This is a genomic window from Telluria sp. ZB2R32 (genome assembly GCF_059685715.1).
In genome coordinates, this window is the sequence record NZ_JCASIG010000002.1 from 122,685 (window position 1) to 148,718 (window position 26,034).

The window sequence follows — 26,034 nt, forward strand, 5'->3', positions numbered from 1 at the left end:
TTATTGACGATGCCGCAGAGCAAGCATCGGCGGAAAAGGATGGGGAAAGTGCGTTAATTCGATTTAGATGCGATCGGCACCCCCGCCTGCCTAGGCAAACGTCTCGACCAGGTGCAAGGGCTGCGCATGCGCATCCTTGTCCGCCAGCCGCGGTGCGAACCCGATCGGCCACACGATGCCCACGGCCGGATCGTTCCATTGCAGGATCCGCTCGAACTGCGGATGCCAGTAATCGGTCGTCTTGTACAGGCACTGTGCGCGCGCGCCGAGGACCGCGAACCCGTGCGCAAAGCCCGGCGGTATCCACATCTGGCGGCGATTCTCGGCACTCAACACCTCACCCACCCAGCGCCCGAACGTCGGCGAAGAGCGCCGCAAATCGACGGCGACATCGAACACGGCGCCTTCGATCACGCGAATCAGCTTACCCTGCGGACGCTCGACCTGGTAATGCATGCCGCGCAGGACGCCTTCTTGCGACAGGCTGTGATTGTCCTGCACGAACGGCGTGTCGATGCCGGTGGCGGCGGCGAAGTCCTGCGCGTTGAAGCTCTCGAGGAAGAAGCCGCGGCTGTCCTCGAAAGCCTGGGGAACGATCACCAGCACGTCCGAAATGGCGGTCGGGGTAACGCTCAGCCGCATACATGCCTCGTTTCGGTTAGCGAAGAGGTAATGGCGTAGTCGCCGTTCAGCGGCATCATGGTTCGCTTTCGAATATCTGTTGCAGTACCTGCATGACGCCCTCCTCCCACGGCGGCAGGCGCAGTCCGAAGGTCGAACGAAAGAGCGTGGTATCGAGGCGCGAATTGCGTGGGCGCCGTGCCGGCGTCGGATAGGCATCCGTTCCGATCGCCCGGATCGCATCCGGGCCTGCCTTCAAGGATTGTCCCGCGGCCTCGGCCGCGCGCAGCACGAAGCGCGCATAGTCATACCAGGTGGTGCTGCCGGCCGCGGCGACATGATACGTGCCGAACGCCATTGCCGGCGCCTGGCGGTAGTGCCGCAGCAGGTCGGCGCAGATGTCCGCCAGCAGCGCGGCCGACGTGGGTGCGCCGTACTGGTCGGCCACGATCGCGAACGCGGCGCGCTCCCTGGCCAGGCGCAGCACGGTTTTGGCGAAATTGCTTCCATGCGCGCCAAGCACCCAGCTCGTGCGCAGGATGAGGTGGCGCGCGCAGGCGCCGGCCAACGCGCGTTCACCCTGCAGCTTGCTGAGCCCATAGACATTCCCCGGCTGCGGCAGGTCGCGCTCGGTGTAGGGCTGATCCTGCGCGCCGCTGAACACGTAGTCGGTCGAAAAATGCAGCACCAATGCATCGAGGCGCGCAGCCTCCTCGCCAAGGATGCGCGGCGCCTCGGCATTCACGCCGAACGCCGCCGCGCGGTCGGACTCCGCCTTGTCGACGGCCGTGCAGGCGGCGGCATTGACGATCACGTCGGGGCGCAGCGCGCGCACCAGGCGACGCAAGGCCTCGGTGTCCGCCAGGTCGAGCTCGTTGCGCTCCGGTGCGACCAGCGCGCCAAGCGGTGCAAGTGCGCGCTGCAATTCATGCCCGACTTGTCCGTTTTTTCCTGTAAGAAGGATTTTCATGCCGTCCTCAGGTTACAACAAGGGGCAGGTGCCGGTAACGATGCGTCGGCCCGGCTGTACACATATCATCCACGACTCCTGAAGACCGCCGCGCCGGATATCGGAACGCTCCGCGCAGGCAATCGAGGATTATACGTGGTGCTCCTGCTCACCCAGGCGTCAACCCGCGCCGACCAGGCTGGTCACCCGGATCGTCTTGGTCTCCGGAATCTCCGAATGCGACAACACCTTCAGGTTCGGCAGCGCCCGGCGCAGGAAGCGCGACAGCAGGACGCGCAGCGGACCCGGCACCAGCAGCACCGGCGTGTGCCCCATCGCTTCCTGCTGCTGCGCCGCATTGTGCGCCTGCTGGGCGATGGTGTCGGCCAGGCCCGGCTCGATGCCGGTACCGTCGCCGCCGGCGCCCAGTGCTTGCATCAGCAGCCGCTCGAGGCGGTTGTCGAGGGTCATTACCGACAATTCGTTGGTCCCTGGGAACAGCTGCTGCACGATCGCGCGGCCGAGCGCCACCCGCACCACCGCCGTCAGGTCGCTCGGGTCTTGCGTACCGTTCGAGTGCTCGGACAGGGTCTCGATGATGGTGCGCATGTCGCGGATGTGCACGCCTTCGATCAACAGGTTCTGCAACACCTTCTGCAGCGTCGACAGCGACACCACCTTCGGCACCAGGTCTTCGACCAGCTTCGGCGTGTCCTTGCCCAGGTGATCCAGCAGCGCCTGCACCTCCATGCGGCCCAGCAATTCCGATGCATGCGTCGTGATCAGGTGGTTCAGGTGCGTCGCCACCACGGTGCCGGCGTCGACCACCGTATAGCCCAGGTTCTGTGCTTCGTCGCGCATGCCGCCTTCGATCCACACGGCCGGCAAGCCAAAGGCCGGATCGGTCGTCGCCTGGCCCGGCAACGTGCCGCTGGCCATGCCCGGGTTGATCGCCAGGAACTGGCCGTTGATCGCTTCGCCGGTGCCGACTTCCACGCCTTTTAATGTGATGCGGTAGGCCGACGGTTTCAGTTCCAGGTTGTCGCGGATGTGGACCGGCGGCGCCAGGAAGCCGACTTCCTGGGCGAATTTCTTGCGGATGCCCTTGATGCGCTTGAGCAGTTCGCCGCCCTGGGTCTTGTCGACCAGCGGAATCAGGCGGTAGCCCACTTCCAGGCCGAGGGTGTCGACCGGCATGATGTCCTGCCAGGTCGCCTCTTCCGCCTCGCTGGATGCCGCCTGCTGCGCGCCGGCCGCCGCATCGCTGGCGGCCGCTTCCGCTTCGCGCTGGGGTGCGTTTTTCGCACGCTTGGCCAGCAGGTAGCCGCTGCCGCCGAGCACGCCGCCCAGCAACAAGAACACCAGGTTCGGCATGCCCGGGATCAGGCCCATGCCGGCGATGATGCCGCCGGTGATGTACAGCACTTCGGGTTTGGCGAACAGCTGGCCGATCATCTGGCCGCCGATGTCCTGCTCGTTGGCCACGCGCGAAACGACCATACCGGCCGCGATCGAGATGATCAGCGATGGAATCTGCGCCACCAGGCCGTCGCCGATGGCCAGCAGCGTATAGGTTTCGGCTGCCTTGCCGACCGCCATGTCGTGCTGCACCACACCGACGATCAGGCCGCCGATGACGTTGATCAGCGTGACCATGATGCCGGCGACGGCATCGCCCTTGACGTATTTCGAGGCACCGTCCATGGCGCCGTAGAATTCGGCTTCCTGCGATACCTCGGTACGGCGCTTGCGCGCTTCCGGCTCGCTGATCATGCCGGCGTTCAGGTCGGCGTCGATCGCCATCTGTTTACCAGGCATCGCGTCCAGCGCGAAACGGGCGCCGACTTCGGCGATACGGCCCGCGCCCTTGGTGACGACGGTGAAGTTGATGATGGTGAGAATGACGAACACGACGATACCGACCGTGTAGTTGCCGCCGATCAGGAAGTGACCGAAGGCTTCGATCACTTTACCGGCTGCAGCGCCGCCGGTGTGGCCTTCGGTCAGGACGATACGGGTCGAGGCGACGTTGAGCGCCAGGCGCAGCATGGTCGACACCAGCAGGATCGCCGGGAAGGCCATGAAGTCGAGCGGCTTGACCGTGTACAGCGCGGTCAGCAGCACGATCACCGACAGCGCGATGTTAAAACTGAAGAACAGGTCGAGGATGAAGGCCGGCAGCGGCAGGATCATCATCGCCAGCAGCAGGATGATCAGGATCGGCGCGGCCAGGGCATTGCCCTTGGCGCCAACCGCTCCCATCCAGCCCGGCATTCTCAAACTATTCATTCAGCGGCTCCGTTATACGTTATCGGGTTTTTGTTTCACTTGCGATGCCGGGTTCAGCGGGTCCATCTCCGGCGGCACCTGCAACTTGGTCGGACGGTCCGGATAATGGCCGCCGGCCTTGCTGTAATTGCGCAGCTGGAAGACGTAGGCCAGCACTTCGGCCACCGCCGAGTACAGCTTCTCGGGAATTTCGTCGTCGATCTCGGTGTGCTTCCAGAGGGCACGGGCCAGGGCCGGCGCTTCCAGCAAGGCCACCTTGTTCTCGCGCGCCAGCTCGCGGATCTTGGCCGCCACTTCGTCGGCGCCCTTGGCGACCACGCGCGGCGCGCCGCCCTGCCCGTCCGTGTACTTCAGCGCCACCGCATAGTGGGTCGGGTTGGTGACCACGACGTCTGCAGTAGGCACATTCTGCATCATGCGGTTGCGCGCCATTTGCCGCTGCATCTGGCGAATCTTCCCTTTAATCTGAGGATTGCCGTCCGATTCCTTCGATTCCTGGATCATTTCCTGGCGCGTCATCTTCAGTTTGTTGTTGTAGTGCCAAAGCTGGTACGGCGCGTCGATCAGGGCCACCACGCCGAGCGAGCCGACGATGAACAGAAAGGCGTGCGCCATCAGGTCGGCCACGTGCCCGGTGCCCGACCCCAGCGGCTCGACGGCCAGCCCGAGTACGGCTTCCTTCTGGCTCATGACCACCACCCAGGCGACCGCGCCGACCAGCACCGTCTTGGCGATGGCTTTCAGCAGCTCGATCAGGGCGTTTACGGAAAACATGTTGCCGATCCCGCTGATCGGGTTCAGCTTGCCGAAGTTCGGCATGAAGGCCTTGGAACTGAAATTGAAACCGCCGATGGCCAGCGGCGCGGCCAAGGCGACCAGCATGATGGCAAACGCCAGCGGCAGGCAGGCCAGCATCACGCCGCCGACGTCGGCGGCGATGCGTTCGATCAGGACGTTCGGATTGTAGATTTGTGCGCGGTCGAGCGTCAGGCCGGAGGCCAGCGCGTCCGACAGGCGGCCGGCCAGGCTGCCGCCGGTGATCCAGAGGCCGGCGCCGGCGGTCATCAGGACGGCAAAGGTGGCGAGCTCGCGCGAGCGGGGAACGTCGCCGTCTTCGCGCGCCTTTTCCAGTCTTCTGGGGCTTGCGTCTTCTGTCTTTTCCGCGTCGCTGTCTTCGGCCATGCCATGCTCCTCTGCTGAGAGGAGACATTATCGCTGGAGTTGCCCTGCGGCCATATGGGGATTAGCCGGGCAAATACCTGCCTGTTCGTTCCCGGACAGCTTTGCAACATGATCAAAAAATAAAGAATCGCGCACGGTTGAATCTTGAACACCTAAGCGGCGGAATTCATGTATCGTGAGTATAGATAAACCACATTTATTGATTTACCGCAAATTCTATAAGAATGTAACGAACCCTGCGCTAGCCGTGCTAGACTCTATTTTGAACAGGGAAACAAATTTTTGGCGACTTGGAGGTCAATATGAAATTAAGAATGCCAAAACGCCCTCTGCAAAATCCCGACCCGACGATCGCCGCGCTGACCCAGTATTGCGACCGCATCGATCGCGCCGTCCCCCATCTGCGCACCCTCTTCCTGGTTGCCGGCCTGCTTGCCGCTGCATTGCAGGCAGGCATGATCGCTGACTACTTGTTTGGTGCAGGCCTGCTACTGCACTGGGCCATCTGGTTCCAGCGCTGGTGGACCAACGCCGATTGGCGCAACTGATTCACCGCGCTTTTTCCGCAGCAGCCTGCAAGGGCGCCATTCGCGCCTCCGATACCTGATCCTGATCGATTGATTAGCCGACGTTACGCACGCCGCTTGCCGCGGCATCGTCGATAGACATCGATTGCGCCGGTGATGCCGCGCCACCCGACGTGGCAGGCGCAAAGTAAAACGCCGCCTGATGCGGCGGCGTTCGAAGGAATGGTTCAGCTGACGGTACTGACGTCGTCGACTTCGACGGCGTCCATCATTGCCGGGCGGCGCGTGCGCACGCTCCAGCGTCCGCGCACGACGCGGCCATAGGCGGCCACGTAGAGTGCCAGTTGCATTGCAACGATCAGGATCGCGCTCGATACCGAATGTCCCAGGAACACGCTGCCGGCGATGCAGAGCGCGACCACCGGGCTGATGAACCAGACGACACCCGCATTGCGCTTCCACGAGCGGGCCGGATCGCGACGAATATGCTTGAACACTACGCGACGAAACACGAGCGTATGCAGGTGCAAGGCATCCGGGGCGCCAGGGCTGACATTCTGGATGAAGCGGCGGCGATAAATACTGAAGAGCACCTCGATAATCGGATAAGCGCATACGCCAAGCACTTGCCAGGCATTGATTTCGGCATGGCGCACCAGCAGCAGCACAGCCATTTCGGCCACCCAGAAACCCAGGAAATAAGCACCGCCGTCACCCAGGAACAATTTGCCCGCCGGGTAATTCAACAGGAAAAAGCCGCATGCCGCGCCACCGCTCAGGGCGGCCAGGGTCATGACGAAAGCGTCGTCGTATTGCCAGGCGATCGCACCCAGGCCGGCCGACATCAGGATAATCGTGCTGCTCGACAGGCCATTGAAACCGTCGATGATATTCACGGCATTTGCCGCTCCGGCGACAATCACGGCGGTCACCACAATGGCAACCGGTGCGAATACCAGCAGGCTGTCGAGGCCCCAGATATTCAGGTCGCTCAGCGTGGCGCCAAGCAAACCGCTGGCCAGCAGCGAGCTGGCGACCGTCGCCATCAGGCGCACGCGTACCGATACCTTCTTGGTGAAATCTTCGATCACGCCGGCGATAAAGGCAGGCAGACTGGCGGCCAGCAGCAACAGGATCAGGTTGATCTGCGATTCTTCGATCTGGCCTGGAAACAGCATCCGGAATGCCCACACGCCGAATATCAAGCCTGCAACGACGCCGATTCCGCCAATACGCGGAACGGCAACCGTATGCATCTTCTGCACACCACCGAGGTCATGATCATGAGACAGCTTCCCGTGCCAACGTTGGGAACCGACAATTGCGGCATTTGCTGCGAAGCTCGCACCTGCCGTCAGCAGGCCAATCTGTAAAACTTTCTCAAGAAGCATTCTTTTTTACATCCTTATGTTCCGTACCGCCGGGACGCCGCTCATGCCTGGCAGAGAAAATTTTGGGCAAAAAAACGGCGCAACGCGCCTGAAATTAAATGCCCTTGCTATGGCCACCCTCTGCTGCCGAACTGGGTTGAGCCTGATCAAAACGTGCGCTGAGTCAAGTTGAGACAATGCAAGATTATACTAGAGTAGCAGACTCATCCGCCACGATTCGTACTGTGCTGTCCGTTGTTTGTCTTTTTTTTGTCATCGTTGCGCCTCTGTCTGCCAATCTGCATAGATTCTATTCCCGATAAATCCGCTAGCAGTTTGTTCATTCGAGAACAAGGAACTAAAACAACACTTTGTGGTTTTTTTGAGGTCTGGCAACTTTCGTTGATATAATCATGAGGCAGTCTTTGCATCTGACCGATGTTTTGTTAATCGTAGATAAGGAAAACCACATGAAGAAGTTTCTCGCCCTGAGCGCCGCCCTGACCCTGGTCTCGGCCCAAGCCTTCGCACAAACCACCGCCCCAGCAGCCGGTTCGGCTCCTGCCGCCCCAGCCGCTGCTGCGCCAGCAGCTACCGGTCCTCTGGCTGGCCTGTCGACGGCTACCGGCCTGTCGACCGCAGCGCTGGTCGCTGTCGGCGTCGGCGTTGCAGCGATCGCTGTCGTCGTTGCTGACGACAACGATTCGAGCACCAGCCACTCGACCACGACCCACCACGGTCGTTAATTTCACGGGCATCCTGCCCGCGAAATGAAGCGTAAAAAAAAGACTGGCCGCGAAAGCGCCAGTCTTTTTATGTTTACAAGCCGGTTTTTACCGATTGCCGCCAACTGCGCTTAATACGCGGTGCTCCAGCTGACGCTGAGGGATTTCGATCCCGGCACCACGGCAAACTGCGAGCGCGAATCATCGCGTTGCGCCTGCCATAGCCAGCTGCCGATCGCATACCCCACCAACCCTCCCGCTACCACGTCGGACACCCAGTGCTGGCGCTCGGCAACCCGGCCCATCGAACTGACGGCGGCCAGCCCGTACAGCCACGGTGCATCGTATTCCTGCGCAAACGGGGTCACCGCGGCAAAGGCCACCGCCGCGTGATTGGACGGGAAGGACGCATCCGAGCGATTCGCGCTACGGTGCCAGGTGCCCAGCTCTTCGCTCGGGCGCGCGCGCTGCACGATCCGTTTGGTGAGCATCGACAAGCCGCCCGAAGCGGCAATCGACTGCAGCGAAATGATGCCGATGTTTTGCATGCGCCCGTCGCCAAAGGCAACGGCTGCACCGGCGGCACCGGCCAGCGCGACCGGCATTGCCTTGCCCACGTTGCCCCAGACGTCGGCGGCGCGTGAATCCTGGTGTTTGGCGACGAATTTGTCGACCGGCTTGTCGAGGGCCGCGCCGGCCAGTACGGCGCCGCCCGCCAGCAGCGAACCCTTGGCCCACTGCGGCAGGGTCGGCGAGTTCGACACCGATTGCTCCAGGCGCCAGCGGAACGCCGGCCAGGGGCTCGGCAAGGGCCGCACGGGTGGATTGACGCCCGGGTGGTTCTGCTCGTCCTTGCGCTCCGCAAAATTACCGAGGCCGTCCACGGTGGTCAAGTCGCGGCGCGGATCTTCCATCAGGTCATACAGGTCGCCCGGACTGGCGACCATCTGCCCGACGTCGCGCGTCCACGGCGCGATGCCGAAGCCCACGCCCGCCTGCGTATCGCTCAGCAGCATGATGTTGAGCGGTACGGAAAGGAAGACGCCCTTGTCGTTGTACGGGTCCGCCGGTGTGCCGGGGTTGGTGATGTCCTTGCCGTTCGTTTTGGTGTACCAGGCGCCGATCTCCACACCCGACCGGAAGCGGCGCTTGAATTCCATGCGCACGCCCTCGTCCTTGGCCAGGAAACGCCCCGCCCTGGCGGTGACGGTCATGTCGTAGGGCAGCTTGTAATGCAGGGCGCCGAGCGCGGTGACGGTGCGGTAGTCGCGCTTGTCGAACAGGCCCTTGAAACCACGCTGCTCGAGTGCGTCGACACTCAGGTCGACGGCCCAGCGCGTATCCTTCGGCAAATACAGGAGCTGGCCGCCGGCGCCGCGGTACATCTCTTCGTACAAGCCGGCGGAGACGCGCGCATACAGGCGCTCGTCGAGCGTCATGTACTTGTTGAGCAGCGCGCGGTTGATCTTGAAGCGGCTGCCGCGCTTGTACTCGGCAATGTCGGTACGCACGTGCGGCAGCAGGCTGTTCGACGGCTGAGTCACGCCCGACACGTTTTCGAACAGGTTCAGCTTTAATGCGCTGTTGAAATACAGCCCTTCGCCAAGGCGTCTGTCGAAGTTCGACACCGCCGCCACCTCGTAACGCAAGGCGCCGCTCGGGTCGTTGAAGAAGAACGATGCGCGCGGCGCGATCCGGAAGCGGTTGGACTCGCGGTCTTCCGACCTCAGCTGGACCATTTCGCCGTCCTGGTTGACGCGCACGCCGAGGCCGGCGCTGTCGTCGCGCACCGACGCCAGCAGGCCGCTCTCGTCCTCGCCCACCCGGTCGGCCGGATTGGCGTAGCGCACCAGCACGGTCTGCAGGAATGCCTCGCGGTCGACCAGGCCGGTAAAGTAATCGGTCAGGCGCTGCAGGTCGAAGAATTCGTAGGTCGCGATCGGCTGCTCGAGCCTGGTGTAGGTGACGTGGATCGCGCGCGTGCCCTGCGGCGCGAAGGCCAGCGCGGTACGGGTGGCGCGGCCGATGGCACGGCCCATGTTGGAAATCCGGCTGTTCGTCAGGGTCAGCTTCAGCGTACCGCTGTCGAGCTCGACGCGGATGTTCCTGAAGTTCTGCTTTGCCAGCGCCTGGACCAGCTGGGCGCCATGGCCGGCGTTCTTTTGCCACTCGGCGGCGCTGACGCGGGCCGGCGCTTTTTTCGGATCGAAAGGCGCAGGCTCGAGCAGCTTGGGCAGGAATTCGCGTTCCGCGAACGGAATGCTGACATAGGCGTTGGCGCTGAAGTGATCGCGGTGGCGCGCGATTTGCGCACCGAGCCAGCCCCAGCGGTATTCGAGGCCGACCGCGACGCCCTTGCGGCGCTCGCCGGCGCTGGTCGTACTCGCGCGGAAATCCTGTTGGTAATCATTGGCATCGTACTCGGCCACCGCGGCCCAGCCAGGCAGCGACAGCGGCGCCCAGCGCACGCCGCCGAACACGCCATCCGGCCGACTGTTTCCGACACCCAGGCTCGCCTCGATATTGCGTGCCTGGCCGAAGGTCTTGGTGGCGACGACATACTGTCCTTTGAACAGTTCAGTTCCGAGAAGGTCGGTCGCGCCGACCGCAAGCGCCGGCATCCAGGTCGATTCCTTGAATACCTGCAGCTTGGCGTCGACGATCTTGTCCTTGTAGCGGCCGTATTCGCTGCCGTACTGGCCGGGCTCGAACGTAAAGCCCGGTGTCCCGGCGATCGAGACGTAGCGGCCGGTTACCTGCAGAAAAGGAAGTATCGTCGAGCTGACCCAGAAGTTGCCGTAGGGACGGTCGTACCCATAACCAATCGACAGCGTACCGTCCTGTTCGACGACAGCCGAAGGCATGTTGATGTAGCCGGATTGTCCGCTGACGGTGGGCGTTGCACCGAAAGCATTCAGGGCGGTAAATGCGACGATGCCGCACAGGGAATATCTGAAAGGATGGCGAAATTCAACTAACAATTCGGAAAGCCTATGATTGGGACTATAGAAAAAACCGGTGGACGGCGCCACCGGTTATCGGGTACTGACCTTCCATGCCAGCGATTTCCCACGGAACCTGAAACACCCGGGCTCAGGAATTCATTTGCTTCGGCAGAAGATCTGCCACATCGGCCTCGGCGGAAGCAGGCTTGGCGATGGCGTCGAGCGCCTGGAGGTACTTTTGGATGACAAGTTGTTCGTCGTATTGCGCTTCGACCTTGCGCCGCCCGGCGCTGCCCATCGCGGCGCGCTGCGCCGGCGACAGCCCGATCATCGCGTGCATTTTTTCCGCCAGCGCGGTCGGAGATTTCGCTTCGCACAACATGCCCGTCAACCCGTCATCGACGGCATCGCGGCAGCCGACGACATCGGTTGCAATGATCGGGCGTGCCATGGCGGCAGCTTCCAGCAGCGAGCGCGGCACGCCTTCGCGATAGGAGGGCAGCACGACACAATCCGCGGCCGACAGGTAGGGACGCACGTCGTCGGTCTTGCCCAGGTAGGTCACCAGGCCTTCGTTTTCCCATGCGCGCAGCTTCTCGGCCGGAATACCGTTCGGATTGCCTGCGCCGGACGCGCCAAGCAAGTGGAACTCGACCGCCCCATTCACGCGCCGCACCTGACGCGCCGCTTCCGCGAACTCCTCGATCCCCTTGTCCTTGAGCATGCGCGCCACCAGGAGGAAGCGGAACGGCTGCTGCGGCGCCGCCGCGCTCGCGACCGGTTCGTAATGGCCGAGGTTGAGGCCGGACCCCGGCACGAGCCCGGTCAGCCGTTGCGGCACGAGCCCCGCGCCTGTAAACAGGGCCAGGTCGTCGGCATTCTGGAAAAATACCTTGTGCGAACGCTTCAAGGCCGTTTTATACAGTTGCTTGACGATCTTCGTCACCAGGCTGTCGCGAATGAACGTCGCGCCAAGGCCGGCAATGTTGTTGATGACAGGAATACCGAGGGCGTGTGCCGCCAGTGATCCGTACACGTTCGGCTTGACCGTATAGCCGAGGAATGCATGGGGACGCAGCGAACGCAGCACCCGATAATAACGTAGCAGCAATGCCAGGTCGCGGCCTGGATGGGTGCCGTTGTTGTCCATCGGGAGATCCACTACCCTGCAACCGAGCTCACGCAAACGCTGGGAATACTGGTCATGGGGTGCCAGGGCAATGACTTCATAGCCCGCTTCATTCAACGACCGAATTAAACCCGCGCGAAAATTATAGATATTCCAGGCAGTATTGATAGATATTACAATCTTGCGCTTCATTATTCGTCGTTGTCTGAATTACATTGAGTGTTACGCTTTTGCGAACACCAGATGACACCCGCGCTCTTTAGACACGGCTCACTTTCTCAAGGACAATAGGATAACGCAACAACAGCCGCGACGCTAATATTTGCCTTGCATGCTGTTGCGTATCGACAGTACCGCCTGGACCGGTCCGTTATAAGGGCATAACGCACAATGCGAATAACGCGGTCCACTGCCCCATTTAGAAAATGCTTTCGTTTAGCAGGCGTTGCAGATATTTGCCGTAACCGTTTTTCAGCAGCGGCTTGGCAAGCTGCTCCAGCTGGGCGGCACTAATATACCCGCGCCGATATGCAATTTCTTCCGGACAAGCGATCTTCAGGCCCTGACGATGCTCGATCGTCGCAATGAATTGCCCGGCTTCAAGCAGGGAATCGTGGGTCCCGGTATCGAGCCAGGCCGTGCCACGTCCGAGCAATTCGACATTCAGCTGTTTACGGCGCAAGTATTCGCGGTTGACGTCCGTGATTTCGAGCTCGCCGCGTGCGGACGGCTTTACTGCAGCGGCGATATCCACCACTGCATTATCGAAAAAATACAGCCCGGTTACCGCGTAATTCGATCGCGGCAGCGCTGGTTTTTCTTCCAGACTCATCACCTGGCGATCCGCGTCGAATTCGACGACGCCATAGCGCTGCGGATCGGTCACGTGATAGGCGAATACGGTTGCGCCCTCTTCGCGTTCGGCCGCATTGCGCAGCCGGTGCTCCAGGTCCGCCCCATAGAAAATGTTATCGCCGAGGATAAGCGCCGCGGGCGAATCGCCCAGGAATTCACGGCCGATCAGGAAGGCCTGCGCAAGCCCATCGGGCGAAGGCTGCACTGCGTAGGAGATATCGAGGCCCCATTGCCTGCCGTTGCCCAGCAACTCTTCAAAACGCGGCGTGTCCTGCGGGGTCGAGATGATCAGGATGTCGCGTATTCCCGCCAGCATCAAGGTCGTCAGCGGGTAATAAATCATCGGCTTGTCGTAAACTGGCAGCAACTGTTTTGAGACAGCCATCGTTACCGGATACAGCCTGGTGCCGGAACCGCCTGCCAGGATGATGCCTTTCCTCTGGACCTGGTTCGGCATCACAGTGCTCCCTCGTGGCTCGCGCGTTGCACGTAGTTCTGGTCGAGCCAGTTCAGGTAGGCGCCGGACTGTACGGAACTGACCCATTCCTGGTTGGCGAGGTACCACGCGACCGTTTTGCGGATGCCGGTCTCGAAGGTTTCCACCGGCTTCCAGCCAAGTTCACGGTCGATCTTGCCGGCATCGATTGCATAGCGGCGGTCATGGCCGGGACGATCGGCGACATAGGTGATCTGCTCGCGGTAGCTGCCGGCCGCGCGTGGCGCGAGTTCGTCGAGGATGTCGCACAGGGCATGCACGACGTCGAGGTTGGCTTTCTCGTTCCAGCCGCCGATGTTGTAGGTTTCGCCCGGACGGCCATCGCGCAGTACGTGGCGGATGGCCGAGCAGTGGTCGCTCACGTAGAGCCAGTCGCGGATCTGCTGGCCGTCGCCGTAGATCGGCAGCGGCTTGCCCGCGCGCGCGTTGGCGATCACCAGGGGAATGAGCTTTTCCGGGAAATGGTAAGGACCGTAATTGTTCGAGCAATTCGTCGTCAGCGTCGGCAAGCCATAGGTGTGATGATAGGAGCGCACCAGGTGGTCCGAGGCCGCCTTGGAAGCCGAGTACGGGCTGTTGGGCGCGTACGCCGTGGTTTCCGTAAAGGGCGGGTCTTGCGGCCCGAGCGTGCCATACACCTCGTCGGTCGATACATGCAGGAAGCGAAATGCCGCCTTTTCCGCCGCCGGCAATTGTGCCCAGTGCGTACGGGCCGATTCGAGCAGGTTGAACGTCCCGTTGATATTGGTCGTGACGAAGGCGCCCGGGCCATGGATCGAGCGGTCGACATGGCTTTCGGCGGCGAAATGGACAATCGCGCGCGGCTGGTGTTCGCCCAGTAAGGACGCCACCAGCTCGCTGTCGCCGATGTCGCCGCGCACGAAGATGTGGCGTGGATCGCCAGCGAGCGCCGCGAGGTTGCTCAGGTTGCCCGCATAGGTCAGTTTGTCGAGGTTGATGACGGGCTCATCGGATTGAGCCAGCCAGTCGAGCACAAAATTGGAACCGATAAAACCTGCCCCGCCCGTTACTAAAATCATTTGAAATCTCATCCACTAGTTACGATTATTCCGAACAACGCCGCGCCGGCGCCTACCGTTACCGGAAACGCAGATTCGCTTTGAGCGCCGTCATCTGTGCCGCGCGGGCCGGATCGCGCAATGCGCGCTCGCGCGCCTCGGCCATGAAGGCCCAGGCAATGGCGGCGAACAGTGCCAGCATCGTCGCAGTAATGACGATCACTGCGCGCGCCGGTTTCGCCTTGCGTTCCGGCTCGATGGCACGGTCGAGCACCTGGATGACGGCACTGTCCTTGGCCTCGTCCAGGCGCGCAGCCTCATACTGTTTCGCCAGCAGTTCGTAGAGCATCTGGTGATACTTCACGTCGCGCAGCAGCTTGATGTTCTGCAGGCCGGGCTTGTTCGCGTTCGGGGATGCCGCGGCGTCGGGACGGCCATTTTCCAGGCGCGCCATTTCTGCGCGCAGGCTCGCCAGTTCTTCCTGCACCTGCTTGTACTGGGGATTGTTCGGCGTCACGAAAGCCTTGATCGATCCGAGCTCGATTTCCTTCGACGAAATCCGGGCGCGCAGGATGCCGACCGTTTCGACGACGGCGCGGCTTTCGCTGTCGACACTGATGACGCCGGTGGTGTCGATGGCGCCCTTGAGCTTCATTTCGGCCGCGGCCAGGTTATCTTTCGTCATTTCCAGCTGGCGTTCGAAGAACAGGCGGCGTTGCGCCGCTTCGGTCACCGCCAGCACCTTGGTCAGGTTCGTCAATTCGTCGACATACGAATTGGCGATCCGGGCGACCTTTTCCTTGTCCTTGCTGTCGACGCTGATGGTAATGAGGCCGTCCTTGCCGGAATTGATGACCGTGTTGTTTTCAAGCAGCATGCGCGCACGCTCGGCCGACTCCGTGTCGTAGTCTTTCAGCAAGTCGTATTGCTTGATGAGCTTATCGGCGACGGTACGGCTCTTGAGCATGGCGACGTACACGTCGTTCGGGTTCTTCAGGCCGGCCGCCGCGCCGGCCACGGCGCCAGCCGCGCCGCCGAGCTGCGACAACAATGCGGCCGCGCCCGACTGCGCCTGCTGCGGCGGCAACAGCTTCGTCGTCGCCCGGTAAATATTGGGCAATACCAGGCTGAGGGCCACGGCTGCGATTGCGACGACCAGCGGTACGAGCAAAATCGACTTCTTGCGTTTGGCAAGGATGATCAGGAGGTCGATCAGGCTGAACGTGTTTTTCTCGCCAAGTGCATCTGGCGGCGCATTCAGGACCGGTGCAACGGGTGCGTTTTCATTCATGCTGGGGAACTGGCTTCGAGGTTTTGGTAAGCGGGAGATCGACGAATAAGGCGGGGTGGCGCCGCGACGTGTCGTATAACTATTTCCAGCCAAAAAATTTTGGTCACATGGTACGCGGTTTCATTCAAAGAAGAAATCGCTTTCATTTTTTCGTGGCCGGCCCGGGGCCGTCCGGCGCGCTCGCGCGCGCGCGGCAACGGACCCGCCGGCGGGGGGCACCGGCGTGCCCGGCCTGCCGTGCCTACTGCTCTTCCAGCCAGGACTGGAACATGAGCACATCCCACAGGTGGTATTGCCAGTTGCGCTGCCCGGACAGGTGTTCTTCCCACTTCTTGCGGATCGGTTCCGGCCGGAAGAAGCCTTCGTTGCGCAAGCGGGTACTGTCGAGCAAGGTCTCCGCCCAGTCGCGCAGCGGTCCGCGCAGCCACTCGGCGATCGGCACGCCGAAACCCATCTTCGGCCGTTCGATCATCGCCTGCGGAACATGGCGGTACAGCACCTGGCGCAGCGCCCACTTGGTCTGCCCATCCCGGATCTTCAGCGACTGCGGCAGGCTCCACGCAAACTCGACCACCCTGTGGTCGAGGAAGGGCACGCGCGTCTCCAGCGATACGCCCATTGCCGCGCGGTCGACCTTGGCAAGGATGTCGTCCGGCAGGTAGGTCAGCATATCGAGCGCCATCATGCGTTCGACGTCGGGGAGGCCGCCCAGCTGCGCGCTCTTTCCCGACAGCGGATTGGCCGCCGTAGCGCCGCCGATCACCACCGCTGCGGGATCGTTCCAGTGCGATACCAGGCGCAGGTAGAGCTCGTCGCATGACGGACTCGACAGAACACCCGCCGCCTTGTGCAGCTTGTCGCCGGCGCGTCCGCCGCGCAGCGCGGCCGGCGCCAGATTGCCGAACATGCCGGCAACGCGGTCCCAGTGACGCGGCGCGACGCCGGTGATGCCGGTGGCGGCCACACGCCGCACCGGCACCGGCAGCATGGACAGCTTGCTCCACAGTCCCGCGGTCATCTGGTAACGGTTGTAGCCGCTGAACAGCTCGTCGCCCGCGTCGCCGGACAGGGACACCGTCACGTCGCTGCGCGCCAGTTGCGACACCAGGAAGGTCGGGATCTGCGAAGAGTCCGAAAACGGTTCGTCGTACAGGGCGGGCAGGCGCGGGATCACGTCCAGCGCCTGCTGCGCCGTCACGTACAGTTCGGTATGGTCGGTGCCCAGGTGGCCGGCGACCGCACGCGCATGGGTTGCCTCGTCGTAGCCTTCTTCGCTGAAGCCGATCGTGAAGGTCTTCACCGGACGCGACGACTGTGCCTGCATCAGGGCGACCACGGTCGAGGAATCGACGCCGCCCGACAGGAACGCGCCCAACGGCACATCGGCCATCATCTGCTGGCCGATGGCGTCCTTCAGCAGCGTCTCGAGCGCGTCGATTGCGCCGTCGGCGCTCCCGGTATAGGTTTGCGCGGCGCCGCGTTTGGCCACCTCGGCGCCGGACCAGTACGTCGTCAGCGCCGGCTCGCGCTGGCGCAGCGAGATGGTCAGCAGCGAGCCGGGCGGCAGCTTGCTGATGCCCTTGTAGATCGAGAACGGTGCGGGAATATAGTTGAACCGCAACTGGAGCGACAAGGCGTTCCGGTCGATATCGTTTTCGAAGGCCGGGTGGGCACGCAGGGCCTTCAGTTCCGAACCGAACAGGAACACGGCCTTGTCGCCCTTGCCCTGCCAGCCGTAGTACAAGGGTTTCTCGCCCAGACGGTCGCGCCCGAGCGTGAGCGTCTTTTGCTCGCGGTCCCAGACGGCGAAGGCGAACATGCCGATGGCGCGCTCGACGGTTCCGGCGATCCCCCAGGCATCGAAGCCCGCCAGCAGGGTCTCGGTGTCCGAATGGCCGCGCCATGCGCCTCCCTGTCCGTTCTTTTCCAGTTCCGCGCGCAGCAGGGCATGGTTGTAGATCTCGCCGTTGAAGGCGATCATGTACCGCTGCGAAAACGATGCCATCGGCTGGTGCCCCGCCGGAGACAGGTCGACGATCGACAGGCGCCGATGGCCAAGGCCGATCCGCTGGCTTTCGTCGCACCAGTAGCCGGCATCGTCAGGGCCGCGATTGGCGATCGGATCGGCCATCTTCTTTAACAGGGCAGCGCCTTGCGCTTGCGCGCCGACAGGTTCACCGCCCAAAAATCCAACAAAACCGCACATCAGCGCCTACCCTTTTCTGTTACTCGTTGATAAATTGCCTCGAATTTTTCCCGCGACCGTTCGATGGTGAATTCCGCGGCGACCCGGGCCTGGGCACGCAACCCAAGCGCGCGCCGCGCCGCCTGCGTCATCCCCAGAACCTGTCCGAGCCCGGTTGCCAGCGCCTGGGGGTCTTCCTTCGCCACCAGGACGCCGGTGTCGCCGACCAGCAGCGCGGCGTCGCCGACCCGGGTGGAAACGCAGGGCAGTGCCACCGACATCGCCTCGCCGATCACATTCGGGAAGCCTTCGGACAGGGACGACAGGCAGAAGACGTCCATCGCAGCCAGGCAGTCCGGCACGTCCGAGCGCTGGCCCAGCAGGATGAAACGGCCGGGGGCGCCGCTGGCGGCGATCCAGTCCATCAGTTCCGCGTTCGATTCGTCCAGCCCGCGTCCTACCATCAGGAAGCGCACGTGCGGGTGGCGCGCCGCGGCCAGTCCGGCCGCGGCGACGAAATTCCTGTGGTCCTTGGCCGGATCGAAGCGTCCGACCGTGCCGACGACGAGGTCATCGGCGCCGATGCCCAGTTCACGCCGCTTCGCGTCGCGGTTGGCGGCCGCCTGCATCAGGCCAGCCACGTTGAAGCCGTTGGGCACCACCACCATCCTGCCGGCGTCGTAGCCGGCGCGCACATGGGTGTCGCGGGCAGCCTCGGCTGCACAGATGATCTCGCGCGGAATTGTACGCGATAGAAACGCGCACAAGGCCATGACCACCGACGTCGAGCGCGTCCCGCCCGATTCGACGTCGGTTGTGCGGATTCCCCACAACACATTGCGCACGCCGGCCAGGCGGGCACCGAGTCCGCCCAGCAGGTCGGAGTGGTACATCCAGGTCTGGACGACGTCCGGCTTCCTGCGCCGGATGAGCGCCGTCAGGCGCCACAGGACGGATGGAAACTGCAGCGGCGAGCGCATGCCCAGGGGGGTCACCTCGATCCCCATCTCCTGCAACTTCGGGCCGATCGTGCCGACCGTGGTCAGGGTAATGACCTCGTGGCGGTAGGCGCCGCTGGCGCAATGCGCGCTCACCAGGCGGCTGAGCATCAGTTCCGCGCCGCCGACGTCGAGCCCGACGATCACGTGCAGCACCCGGATCATGGCGCCCTCCCCGCCTCTGCCAGCGCACCCGGCGCGGGACGCCGGTACAGCGAGCGGCTGACGGCGATTTTCATCGCAAGGAATACCATCATGGCGTAGATAAACGCCGTAAACACCGTAAACCATGGCGGCAGCAGGTAGACCAGCCAGGACAGCCACAGCATGTCCCGCCCAAGCTCGGAGATGCCAATCTTCTTGAGCAGGTAAAACGACAGGAACGTCAGCAGCACCGTATAAGCGAGATAGACCGGAATCAGATGCGGCGCGATGAACAGCCAGCTGACATAGCCGATATTGGTATTCCAGTCACCCAGCGTTTCGGCATCGAAGTCAAAGGTCCCATACTGGGTAAACGCAACCCCGATCGTCGTTGATTTTTCACCGGTGAACAGACGATCGTAAATGATGCCGTGCAGGCCTTCAGCCCAGAAAGGCGCGAATTCTCCGATCATGAATTTTTCCTGCAACAGGTCGCGCAGGCGTATTACTTCCACGACCATCGATGTCACCTGGAGTCGGCCGACGATATGGCCAATGCCTTCGCCAATCATGTCGAAATAACCAATATCGCTGGAGTTTTCAAGCAGCGAGGTGGCCACGTCGCCCAGCGACACACCGGACGCAGAGAGCCGGAACAACCATTTAATATTCGTCAAGACCGGATACAGTGCAATGACGACCACACCGATGACCAGCAATAAGCGCACATTCAGTTTTCTGGTCCTGAGAATTCGGCACGATTCGAAGAACAAAATGAAGAGGTACATGCCTGCCCAGCCGCGCAGCAGGTTCGATACGAGCCAGATGGCGGCGTTCGGCTTGAAATAAGGCGAATCGCGATACAGCCCGTAGTAAATGACGAACATGGCGTCGACGGGTACCAGGACCCATAGCATGCCCAGCGGGTTCTCGGCACGCGTCGTATTGGCGCCGGCAATGTTGACTCCCGTCGTGAGGTTGAATGCCATGAAGCCTAATTGCAAGACCATCAACAGCTTGCCGATACGTGCAGCCACGCGTGCCTCGTCGACACCGAAGTTCACCGGCGCGACGGCGATCTTGTCGAGTGCATTGAACAAGGGTCCCAGGATCAGCACATAGGAAAGGAGGACCAGGGAAACCGCGGCCCACAGCGCGCCGACATCGTAGAGCGGGTTGCCCTTGACGTCGCCGATGAGCATGCCGCTGTCGAACATCATCCACGCTCCGATGAGGTTGACGGCGACATACAGCCAAAGCCAGGCGAGGCGGGGTTTAGTCAGCTGCACGTTCATTACCCTTGCCAACTGGCGAGCACACGCCCGCCTCCAACGTCCGGCGGTGGCCGCCGGACGGCATCGGAGCGGTCACCTGCCGCAGGCTGCTGCCGTACATTGCCCCATGTCTACCCTCGTTCCTCAAGGCGACTCCCTTAAAAATCGTGCGCCGCCGGCCGATCACGGTGTCGCGACCATGCAGCGGTAAAATATTTGCATCCGTCATTGCCTAACGCACCGCATCAGGAATACGCAACATGGACATGATCTCGCGGTTGCGGAGCAGGTCGATAACGCTTCCCAGGCGCAGTGTCTTCAACAATACATAGCCGAACAACCGGACGTTCGTCCAGTGTCGATTTTTTAGTGCGGCAGCAAACTGCAGCAGCGCGGCACATGCGACATCGCGTCGATGCTCCGGGTATTTATCGGCGAAAAAGAGAAGCGATTTCTGCAGCAGTACCCGGGTGCCATTTCCGGCCGTGGCGATGCCGATACCAACCCGGTACACCCCCAGCGGCATGTCGGAAACGAAATTCGCCGTTCCGGTGCCGATCTTTTCCACGTTTGCGAAATAGTCCATGACGGGAAAGTCGGGCTTGGCGAAATCGCGCACGGCGGCGCGATACATTTTCGAGCTGTTCATGCCGATGGCAAGCAGCCGCACGACATCGGCGCGCCGGAACCCGGGATAACCGAGGCGCGGCAAGTCGAGCAGATCTTCCACCATCAAGCCGGTGCGGTCGTTCAGCAAATACATCCGGTGCCACACGATATTGCAATCCGGATGCGCGTCCAGGTAGGCGGTCTGCGCCTGCAATTTGCCTGGTAGCGCATAGTCGTCGCCGTCGATGTGGGCGATATATTTGCCCCTCGCTATTTCATGGACGGAGAAGTAATTCTTGTCGGCGCCTACGTTCTTTTCATGCAGCACCGCCCGGACGACGCCAGGATAACGTTGTGCGAAGTCGGCAACGATTCCAGCGGTCGCGTCGGTCGAGCAGTCGTCGCCGACGATTACTTCGAAATCGAAATCGGTCTGCTGGTCCACCAGGCTCTGCAGGCAGTGGCCGATGAACTTCTCCTGGTTGTAGGTAACGACGCATACCGATACCTTCGGCATGCGTCCAGTCGATTCCTTCATTTATCTCTGTCCGGTTGGTGAAAGCTGCAGCCTGGCGCGCAGGGCCCCGCGGCCCAGCGAGGAGCACAGGCCGGCCACGAGCAGCATGCTCAGGCTGATAAACATGATCATGCCGCCGACGGCGAGGCGGTCCTGCGGCCAGGTCACCAGGGCGGCCAGGAGCAACCCGGCAGCGGCGGACGGCACGGCAATCTGCAGCACGTCCTCGAACAGCCACTTCAGGTGCAGGTGCGTGGTGAAGCGGCGGTGCACGATCGGTATCCACAGGACGAAATAGAGGGAGTTCGCGCCCAGCCAGGCCCAACCCGCTCCCTTCACGCCGAAATGCATGGTCGCCAGCACCAGCGCGGGCACCAGCAGCAGCACGAACAGCACATTGCCGAGCAGGTGCAGTTTCAGGTCGCCCTTGGCGAACTGCAGGTAATACGGAAACGCGGCCAACGCAAGGACGCCGTTTCCGAGCGCGTACAGGGACAAGACCGGGTGGGCGGCGCGCGCGATGGCGGCATCGCCGGTCCATGCCCACAACACCTGTTCGGAGAAGATGGCCAGCACGAGGGCCGCCGGGGCGGCGATCACGGCGACCAGCTGGGTGGCATTCCGGTAGAGCCGGTAGAGGCCATCGTCATCGCGTTCGGCGGCCAGCCTGGCCAGGCGCGGCAGCAAGGCGCCGCTGATCGGGCCGCTGATGACCATCACCCCGCTCGCCACCAGGACCGCCAGCGAAAAATGCGCGTAATCGGACAACAGCAGTAATTTCGACAGCAATAATTTGTCGACCTGTGTGACCAGTACCCAGACCGAACTCGTGAACGCAATGCTCAGCGAGAACTTGAGCACCGCGCGCAGCGGCGCCCATTCCATCGGTGTGCGGCCGGCAAGCTCGGCCCTGGGGAAGAGCCGGTAGGTCTGGAATACCAGCACAGCCAGTTCGGCGACGGCCAGCACCAGCTGGTAGGCGAAGAAATCCGAAGGCCGGCTGCCGACATAAATCAGGAAGGGCAGCACCAGCACGAACCGGAAGGTGGCGATGGCCATGTTGAAATAGCTGAGCCAGACCAGTTGTTCGAGGCCGCTGATGGCGCCCCGGTACAGTCCGGCAACCCAGCGCAGCGCAACGATCAGCGCCATCAGCCTGAGTGCGTGTTCCACCTCGGCGATCGGCAACTGTTCCACCTTGAGCCAGGTTTCGGCAATCGTGGCCGCGCCGAGCACCATCGTCCCGCCGCCCAGGACGGCGACGGCGACGAAGATCACCTCGAGCGAGCGCAACAGGCGGCGCAGGCTGAGCGCATCGGTCGCGCCGCCCTTGAACCGCGCCGTCTCGCGCGCCATGGTCGGCGTCAGGCCCATGTCGAGCAGCTGGAACCAGGCCTGCAACATCGCGAAGAAGCCGACCAGTCCATAGGCTTCGGCGCCCATGTAACGGACGTACAGGGGCACCATCACGATACCGATGAGGGTAACGTAGATCTGGCTCGCGTACGTGGCGGCGATATTGCGTTTGATTGACAAAATAGGACTCGATCGGTGCAACGGTTAATCAATGCGCCGCGGCTGGCGCGCGGCCTCGCGGCCGGTCAGGCCCCGGCGCCGGCTTGCAGGGGCAGCTCGAGAAATGCCGAGCCCGCGGTTTCCCGTGCCACGCCAAAACCCAGTTTTGTGTACAGCCTGAACGCGTTCAGGTTCGACTTGTACACTTCCAGCGCTACCTTCTCGCAGCCGATGCGCCGGGCATGCGCGATCGCGGTGCGTACCAGCCCGGAACCGAGGCCGGTTGCGCGGCTGGCCGGGTCCACCGCCACCATCGTGATGTAGGCAGTCCGGCTCGCCGGGTCGTTGCAGTACATCGCGACGAAGCCGGCGAGACGGCCGGCGTCGAGCATCGGGAACAGCGCGGCGTGCGCCATCATCTTGTCGACGTAGGCCGCGATGTCGAGCCGCTGCGACAGCGGTGTCTCGAACTCGCCATCGACCCGTTCCAGCAAACGAATGAGTTGTTCATGCAACATGGGACGCAATCAGCGGGCGAAGAACTGGCGCACGTTGTCGCACACCACGCGCACGTCGTCGAGCGTCGTGTCCTGGTGCACCGGCAGGTTCAGGATCGACTGCGACAGGGCGATCGACTCCGGGTAGCGGGCCGGATCGATCTGGTCGATCATTCGGTAATACAAGGCCGTGGTCGGGACATCCCGCTCCATCAGGTAGAAATACAGGGCCTCGCGCTGCCCGTCCTTTACGCGGATCGGGAAGGTCTGCGGCGTTTCCGTGTCGTTGAGTGCATACATCATCTCGACCTGTCCGAGTCCGTCCAGCAGCTCGGCGTAGAGGGCGTAATTCTGGCGGCGGATGGTCTTGATGAGGTTAAAGTCCGACAGGGCATACTGCTCGAGCACCTCGCGTGCCGCCGCGTCTTCGGGGCGCAGCGGCGGGAGTTCGATCACGGGACGGTTCGTCTTCAGGATGCCGCCGCTGTCGGTTGCGATGAACTTGTGCAGCGAGTAGAAGGCGAAGTCGCCGACCGTGCCCAGCGCCGAACCGGGCGTTTCGAGGTGGAATGCGTGGGCGCAGTCCTCGACCAGCAGCGCGCCATGGGCGTCGCACAGGGCACGAATGGCCTGCATGTCGCTGCGGCAGAAGCCGAAGTAATGAATGACCAGGACGATGTCCGCTCCCGCGGCCAGTTGCGCACGCAGGTCGTCCATGTCGACGCTGAGATCGGCGTTGACGCGGTAGAAGGTAGCCTCGCTATGGTTTTCCTGGACCGGATCGAACACGCCCGACCCCTCGCGTTCGGTGAACCCGATATAGGCCGGCAGCAGCACGCGCTGGGTGCGGGCGGCGGAGGCGGCGCGCACGATGTGGCTCCATGCCGAGCGCGCGCTCCGGGTGAACTGGGCACCTGTCGTGCAGTTTTGCCTGTTTGTAGCAGATTTGGAAATCATCGTTACGCTGGTAAAAAAGTTAATCGAGCCGTCGACGTCAATCGAGCCATTTACAGCCAGAAGGTATCGTCGAGCAGTGCGCGGATTTGTTCGGGCGAATTGAACATCATGACATCGATGATCGACAGACCCGGTTCGAAGACCTCGCGCCGCTGGCTGTAGGGCGTGAGATTGTTGCCCAGGAATTTCAGTTCAATGCCGGCGGCGTCGTATTGCTCTTTCTGGAAAATCTCGGCCCCGCCCGTCGGATTGATATAGGTCGTGCCTCCGAGTGCCTTGGTGATGTTCAACGCCCATTCGCCCGGGTGGGTGACGTCGTCGATGGCGAGGTCCATCCTGCTGTAAATGTCGATATCGAACGGAATACCGATGTAGTTGCAGGTGTTGACCAGCACATTGCGGTTCATCTCGACGATGCTGTCGGTCTCGATCGCGATCGCCTTGGTGATGACCGCCATCGCTTCCGCATAGAACGGCGAGCGCTTCTTGTAGTGCATCAACTGGCGCAGCATCTTGTCGCGCCAGTCTTCGGTCGACCTGATCCTGACGTCCTTGATCTTCGTCCCGAGCGGGAATTTCTCGAGGGGAGCGGCGACGTACTGCCAGCCTTCGACAGGCTTCAGGATACGGTTGCGTTCGATCCAGCCGTGGCGGATGAACTGGACATCATCGAACAGGATGAATTTGTCGGACTGCCGGATCAGGCTGTAATAGCCGAGATACGGGAAGAAGTACGGCTGCATGATTGCATATTTCATACGGCAGCTTTCGTTGCAATGAGGGTCGCGATGCGGTCGATGCTGGCGGCGTCGAGCCCCGGGTAGATCGGCAGGCAGATGACCTGGCCGGCAGCCCTGGCGGCCAGCGGCAATTGCCCGGGCGCGGCCGACGGTGCGTCGCGGTACAGCGCGAAATCGGAAATCAGCGGGAAAAAATAGCGGCGGGCGACGATGCCGTTCTCCTTGAGCCACTGGCACAATTCGTCGCGGCTGAGCGGATACGGCGCCGAGACGAGCACCGGGAAATACGAGTAATTGTGGCGCCCGCCAGCCGGCAGCGGCAGGCAGTCGATCCCGTCGATGTCCGCCAGCGCGCTGCGGTAGGCCGCGTCGACCTGGCCACGTTCGGCGATGGCGGTGTCCACGTACGACAGCTGCAGCAGTCCGAAGGCGGCGTTGACCTCGCTCATCTTGCCGTTCATGCCGCACTCGGCGACCGTGGACTCGTCGACGAAGCCGAAATTCTTCAACTGGTCGATGCGACGCTTGGTGTCGAGGTCGTGGCAGACGATCGCACCGCCTTCGAAGGTATTGAAGACCTTCGTCGCATGGAAACTCAGCACCGACAGGTCACCACGGTTGAGCACGCTGCCGGCGCCATCGTCGACGCCGAATGCATGGGCGGCGTCATAGATCACCTTCAGGCCATGGCGGTCGGCGATCGCCTTGATTGCGGCCGTGTCGCAAGGAATGCCGTAGCAATGGACGGGCATGATGGCGCGCGTCTCGGGCGTGATGGCCGCTTCGATCTTTGCCGGGTCGAGGCTGAGCGTAACCGGATCGATGTCCACGAAGACCGGCTTGATGTTATTCCAGACCAGGGAGTGGGCAGTGGCGACGAACGAATAAGGGGTCGTGATGACCTCCCCTTTGATGCCGAGCGCCTGCAGCGCGGTAATCAGGGCAATGGTACCGTTCGAGAACAGGCACAGGTGTTTCACGCCCAGGTAGTCGCACAGCGCCTGCTCCAGCTGCTGATGGAAGGGGCCACCGTTGGTCAGCGTCTTGTTATCCCAGATCTGCTGCAGGTACGGAACGAATTGCTCCAGTGGCGGCAAGTGCGGCTGGGTGACAAAGATGGGTTTCGTATTATTCATGTTTCCTCGATGTAGTCTGTTTCTACCCGACTGCCGGCCGGCGCGGCGGGGTTTCCCCGGCCGC

Annotated in this window: 21 protein-coding genes; 2 read left to right on the forward strand and 19 right to left on the reverse strand. The window is 62.2% G+C overall.

Features of this window, described 5'->3' with window-relative positions; translation table 11 throughout:
• Positions 1-90: 90 nt before the first annotated feature.
• The 4 genes from rfbC to flhB form a co-directional block, all read right to left on the reverse strand.
• The gene (gene rfbC, locus AC56LG_RS05565) at positions 91-642 is read right to left on the reverse strand and encodes a dTDP-4-dehydrorhamnose 3,5-epimerase (RefSeq protein WP_497165130.1); all 552 of its coding nucleotides are present in this window, start codon (positions 640-642) and stop codon (positions 91-93) included.
• Positions 643-697: 55 nt separating this feature from the next.
• A complete protein-coding gene (rfbD, locus tag AC56LG_RS05570) occupies positions 698-1,591 on the reverse strand; it encodes a dTDP-4-dehydrorhamnose reductase (RefSeq protein WP_497165131.1) in 894 nt (297 codons plus the stop codon).
• Positions 1,592-1,750: 159 nt separating this feature from the next.
• Positions 1,751-3,859 carry a flagellar biosynthesis protein FlhA gene (gene flhA / locus AC56LG_RS05575; RefSeq protein WP_497165132.1) on the reverse strand — a complete coding sequence of 703 codons (2,109 nt, stop codon included), beginning with the start codon at positions 3,857-3,859 and terminating at the stop codon, positions 1,751-1,753.
• Between the two features lie 12 nt (positions 3,860-3,871).
• The gene (flhB, locus tag AC56LG_RS05580; RefSeq protein ID WP_497165133.1) at positions 3,872-5,041 is read right to left on the reverse strand and encodes a flagellar biosynthesis protein FlhB; all 1,170 of its coding nucleotides are present in this window, start codon (positions 5,039-5,041) and stop codon (positions 3,872-3,874) included.
• Between the two features lie 302 nt (positions 5,042-5,343).
• On the opposite strand from flhB, the gene AC56LG_RS05585 reads away from it, so the two are divergent.
• A complete protein-coding gene (locus AC56LG_RS05585; protein ID WP_497165134.1) occupies positions 5,344-5,589 on the forward strand; it encodes a hypothetical protein in 246 nt (81 codons plus the stop codon).
• 206 nt (positions 5,590-5,795) lie between these two features.
• Here AC56LG_RS05585 and AC56LG_RS05590 read toward each other — a convergent pair whose 3' ends face one another.
• The gene (locus AC56LG_RS05590; RefSeq protein ID WP_497165135.1) at positions 5,796-6,959 is read right to left on the reverse strand and encodes an MraY family glycosyltransferase; all 1,164 of its coding nucleotides are present in this window, start codon (positions 6,957-6,959) and stop codon (positions 5,796-5,798) included.
• 449 nt (positions 6,960-7,408) lie between these two features.
• Here AC56LG_RS05590 and AC56LG_RS05595 point away from each other — a divergent pair, with 449 nt between their 5' ends.
• On the forward strand, positions 7,409-7,684 hold the full coding sequence (locus AC56LG_RS05595) for a hypothetical protein (protein ID WP_497165136.1): 276 nt from the start codon (positions 7,409-7,411) through the stop codon (positions 7,682-7,684).
• A 110-nt stretch (positions 7,685-7,794) separates the two neighbouring features.
• Here AC56LG_RS05595 and AC56LG_RS05600 read toward each other — a convergent pair whose 3' ends face one another.
• The 14 genes from AC56LG_RS05600 to AC56LG_RS05665 all read right to left on the reverse strand — a co-directional run bounded on the left by AC56LG_RS05600 (position 7,795) and on the right by AC56LG_RS05665 (position 25,970).
• Positions 7,795-10,644 (reverse strand): YjbH domain-containing protein, encoded by a 2,850-nt coding sequence (locus AC56LG_RS05600; RefSeq protein WP_497165137.1) that lies wholly within the window; start codon positions 10,642-10,644, stop codon positions 7,795-7,797.
• Between the two features lie 112 nt (positions 10,645-10,756).
• A complete protein-coding gene (locus tag AC56LG_RS05605; protein ID WP_497165138.1) occupies positions 10,757-11,929 on the reverse strand; it encodes a glycosyltransferase family 4 protein in 1,173 nt (390 codons plus the stop codon).
• Between the two features lie 226 nt (positions 11,930-12,155).
• Positions 12,156-13,049, reverse strand: a complete 894-nt coding sequence (gene rfbA, locus AC56LG_RS05610) for a glucose-1-phosphate thymidylyltransferase RfbA (RefSeq protein ID WP_497165139.1) — start codon at positions 13,047-13,049, stop codon at positions 12,156-12,158.
• On the reverse strand, positions 13,049-14,128 hold the full coding sequence (gene rfbB / locus AC56LG_RS05615; protein ID WP_497165140.1) for a dTDP-glucose 4,6-dehydratase: 1,080 nt from the start codon (positions 14,126-14,128) through the stop codon (positions 13,049-13,051). Before rfbB ends, rfbA begins: the two co-directional genes overlap by 1 nt.
• Before the next feature lie 58 nt (positions 14,129-14,186).
• Positions 14,187-15,398 (reverse strand): GumC family protein, encoded by a 1,212-nt coding sequence (locus AC56LG_RS05620; protein WP_497165141.1) that lies wholly within the window; start codon positions 15,396-15,398, stop codon positions 14,187-14,189.
• A 241-nt stretch (positions 15,399-15,639) separates the two neighbouring features.
• Entirely contained in the window at positions 15,640-17,604 is a 1,965-nt protein-coding gene (gene asnB, locus AC56LG_RS05625) for an asparagine synthase (glutamine-hydrolyzing) (protein ID WP_497165142.1), read from the reverse strand.
• Positions 17,604-18,746 (reverse strand): glycosyltransferase family 4 protein, encoded by a 1,143-nt coding sequence (locus AC56LG_RS05630; RefSeq protein ID WP_497165143.1) that lies wholly within the window; start codon positions 18,744-18,746, stop codon positions 17,604-17,606. Before AC56LG_RS05630 ends, asnB begins: the two co-directional genes overlap by 1 nt.
• Positions 18,743-20,020, reverse strand: coding sequence for an oligosaccharide repeat unit polymerase (gene wzy / locus AC56LG_RS05635; protein WP_497165144.1), 1,278 nt, complete (start codon positions 20,018-20,020; stop codon positions 18,743-18,745). The genes AC56LG_RS05630 and wzy overlap by 4 nt, the downstream gene beginning before the upstream one ends.
• A 211-nt stretch (positions 20,021-20,231) precedes the next feature.
• Positions 20,232-21,146, reverse strand: a complete 915-nt coding sequence (locus tag AC56LG_RS05640; RefSeq protein WP_497165145.1) for a glycosyltransferase family 2 protein — start codon at positions 21,144-21,146, stop codon at positions 20,232-20,234.
• Positions 21,147-22,661, reverse strand: a complete 1,515-nt coding sequence (locus tag AC56LG_RS05645; RefSeq protein WP_497165146.1) for an oligosaccharide flippase family protein — start codon at positions 22,659-22,661, stop codon at positions 21,147-21,149.
• A gap of 65 nt (positions 22,662-22,726) precedes the next feature.
• Positions 22,727-23,158: a GNAT family N-acetyltransferase gene (locus tag AC56LG_RS05650; protein WP_497165147.1), complete on the reverse strand. Its 432-nt coding sequence runs from the start codon at positions 23,156-23,158 to the stop codon at positions 22,727-22,729.
• A 9-nt stretch (positions 23,159-23,167) separates the two neighbouring features.
• A complete protein-coding gene (locus tag AC56LG_RS05655) occupies positions 23,168-24,007 on the reverse strand; it encodes a DegT/DnrJ/EryC1/StrS family aminotransferase (protein ID WP_497165148.1) in 840 nt (279 codons plus the stop codon).
• A 137-nt stretch (positions 24,008-24,144) separates the two neighbouring features.
• Positions 24,145-24,852, reverse strand: a complete 708-nt coding sequence (locus tag AC56LG_RS05660; protein ID WP_497165149.1) for a WbqC family protein — start codon at positions 24,850-24,852, stop codon at positions 24,145-24,147.
• Entirely contained in the window at positions 24,849-25,970 is a 1,122-nt protein-coding gene (locus tag AC56LG_RS05665) for a DegT/DnrJ/EryC1/StrS family aminotransferase (protein ID WP_497165150.1), read from the reverse strand. The genes AC56LG_RS05660 and AC56LG_RS05665 overlap by 4 nt, the downstream gene beginning before the upstream one ends.
• Between the last annotated feature and the right edge of the window lie 64 nt (positions 25,971-26,034).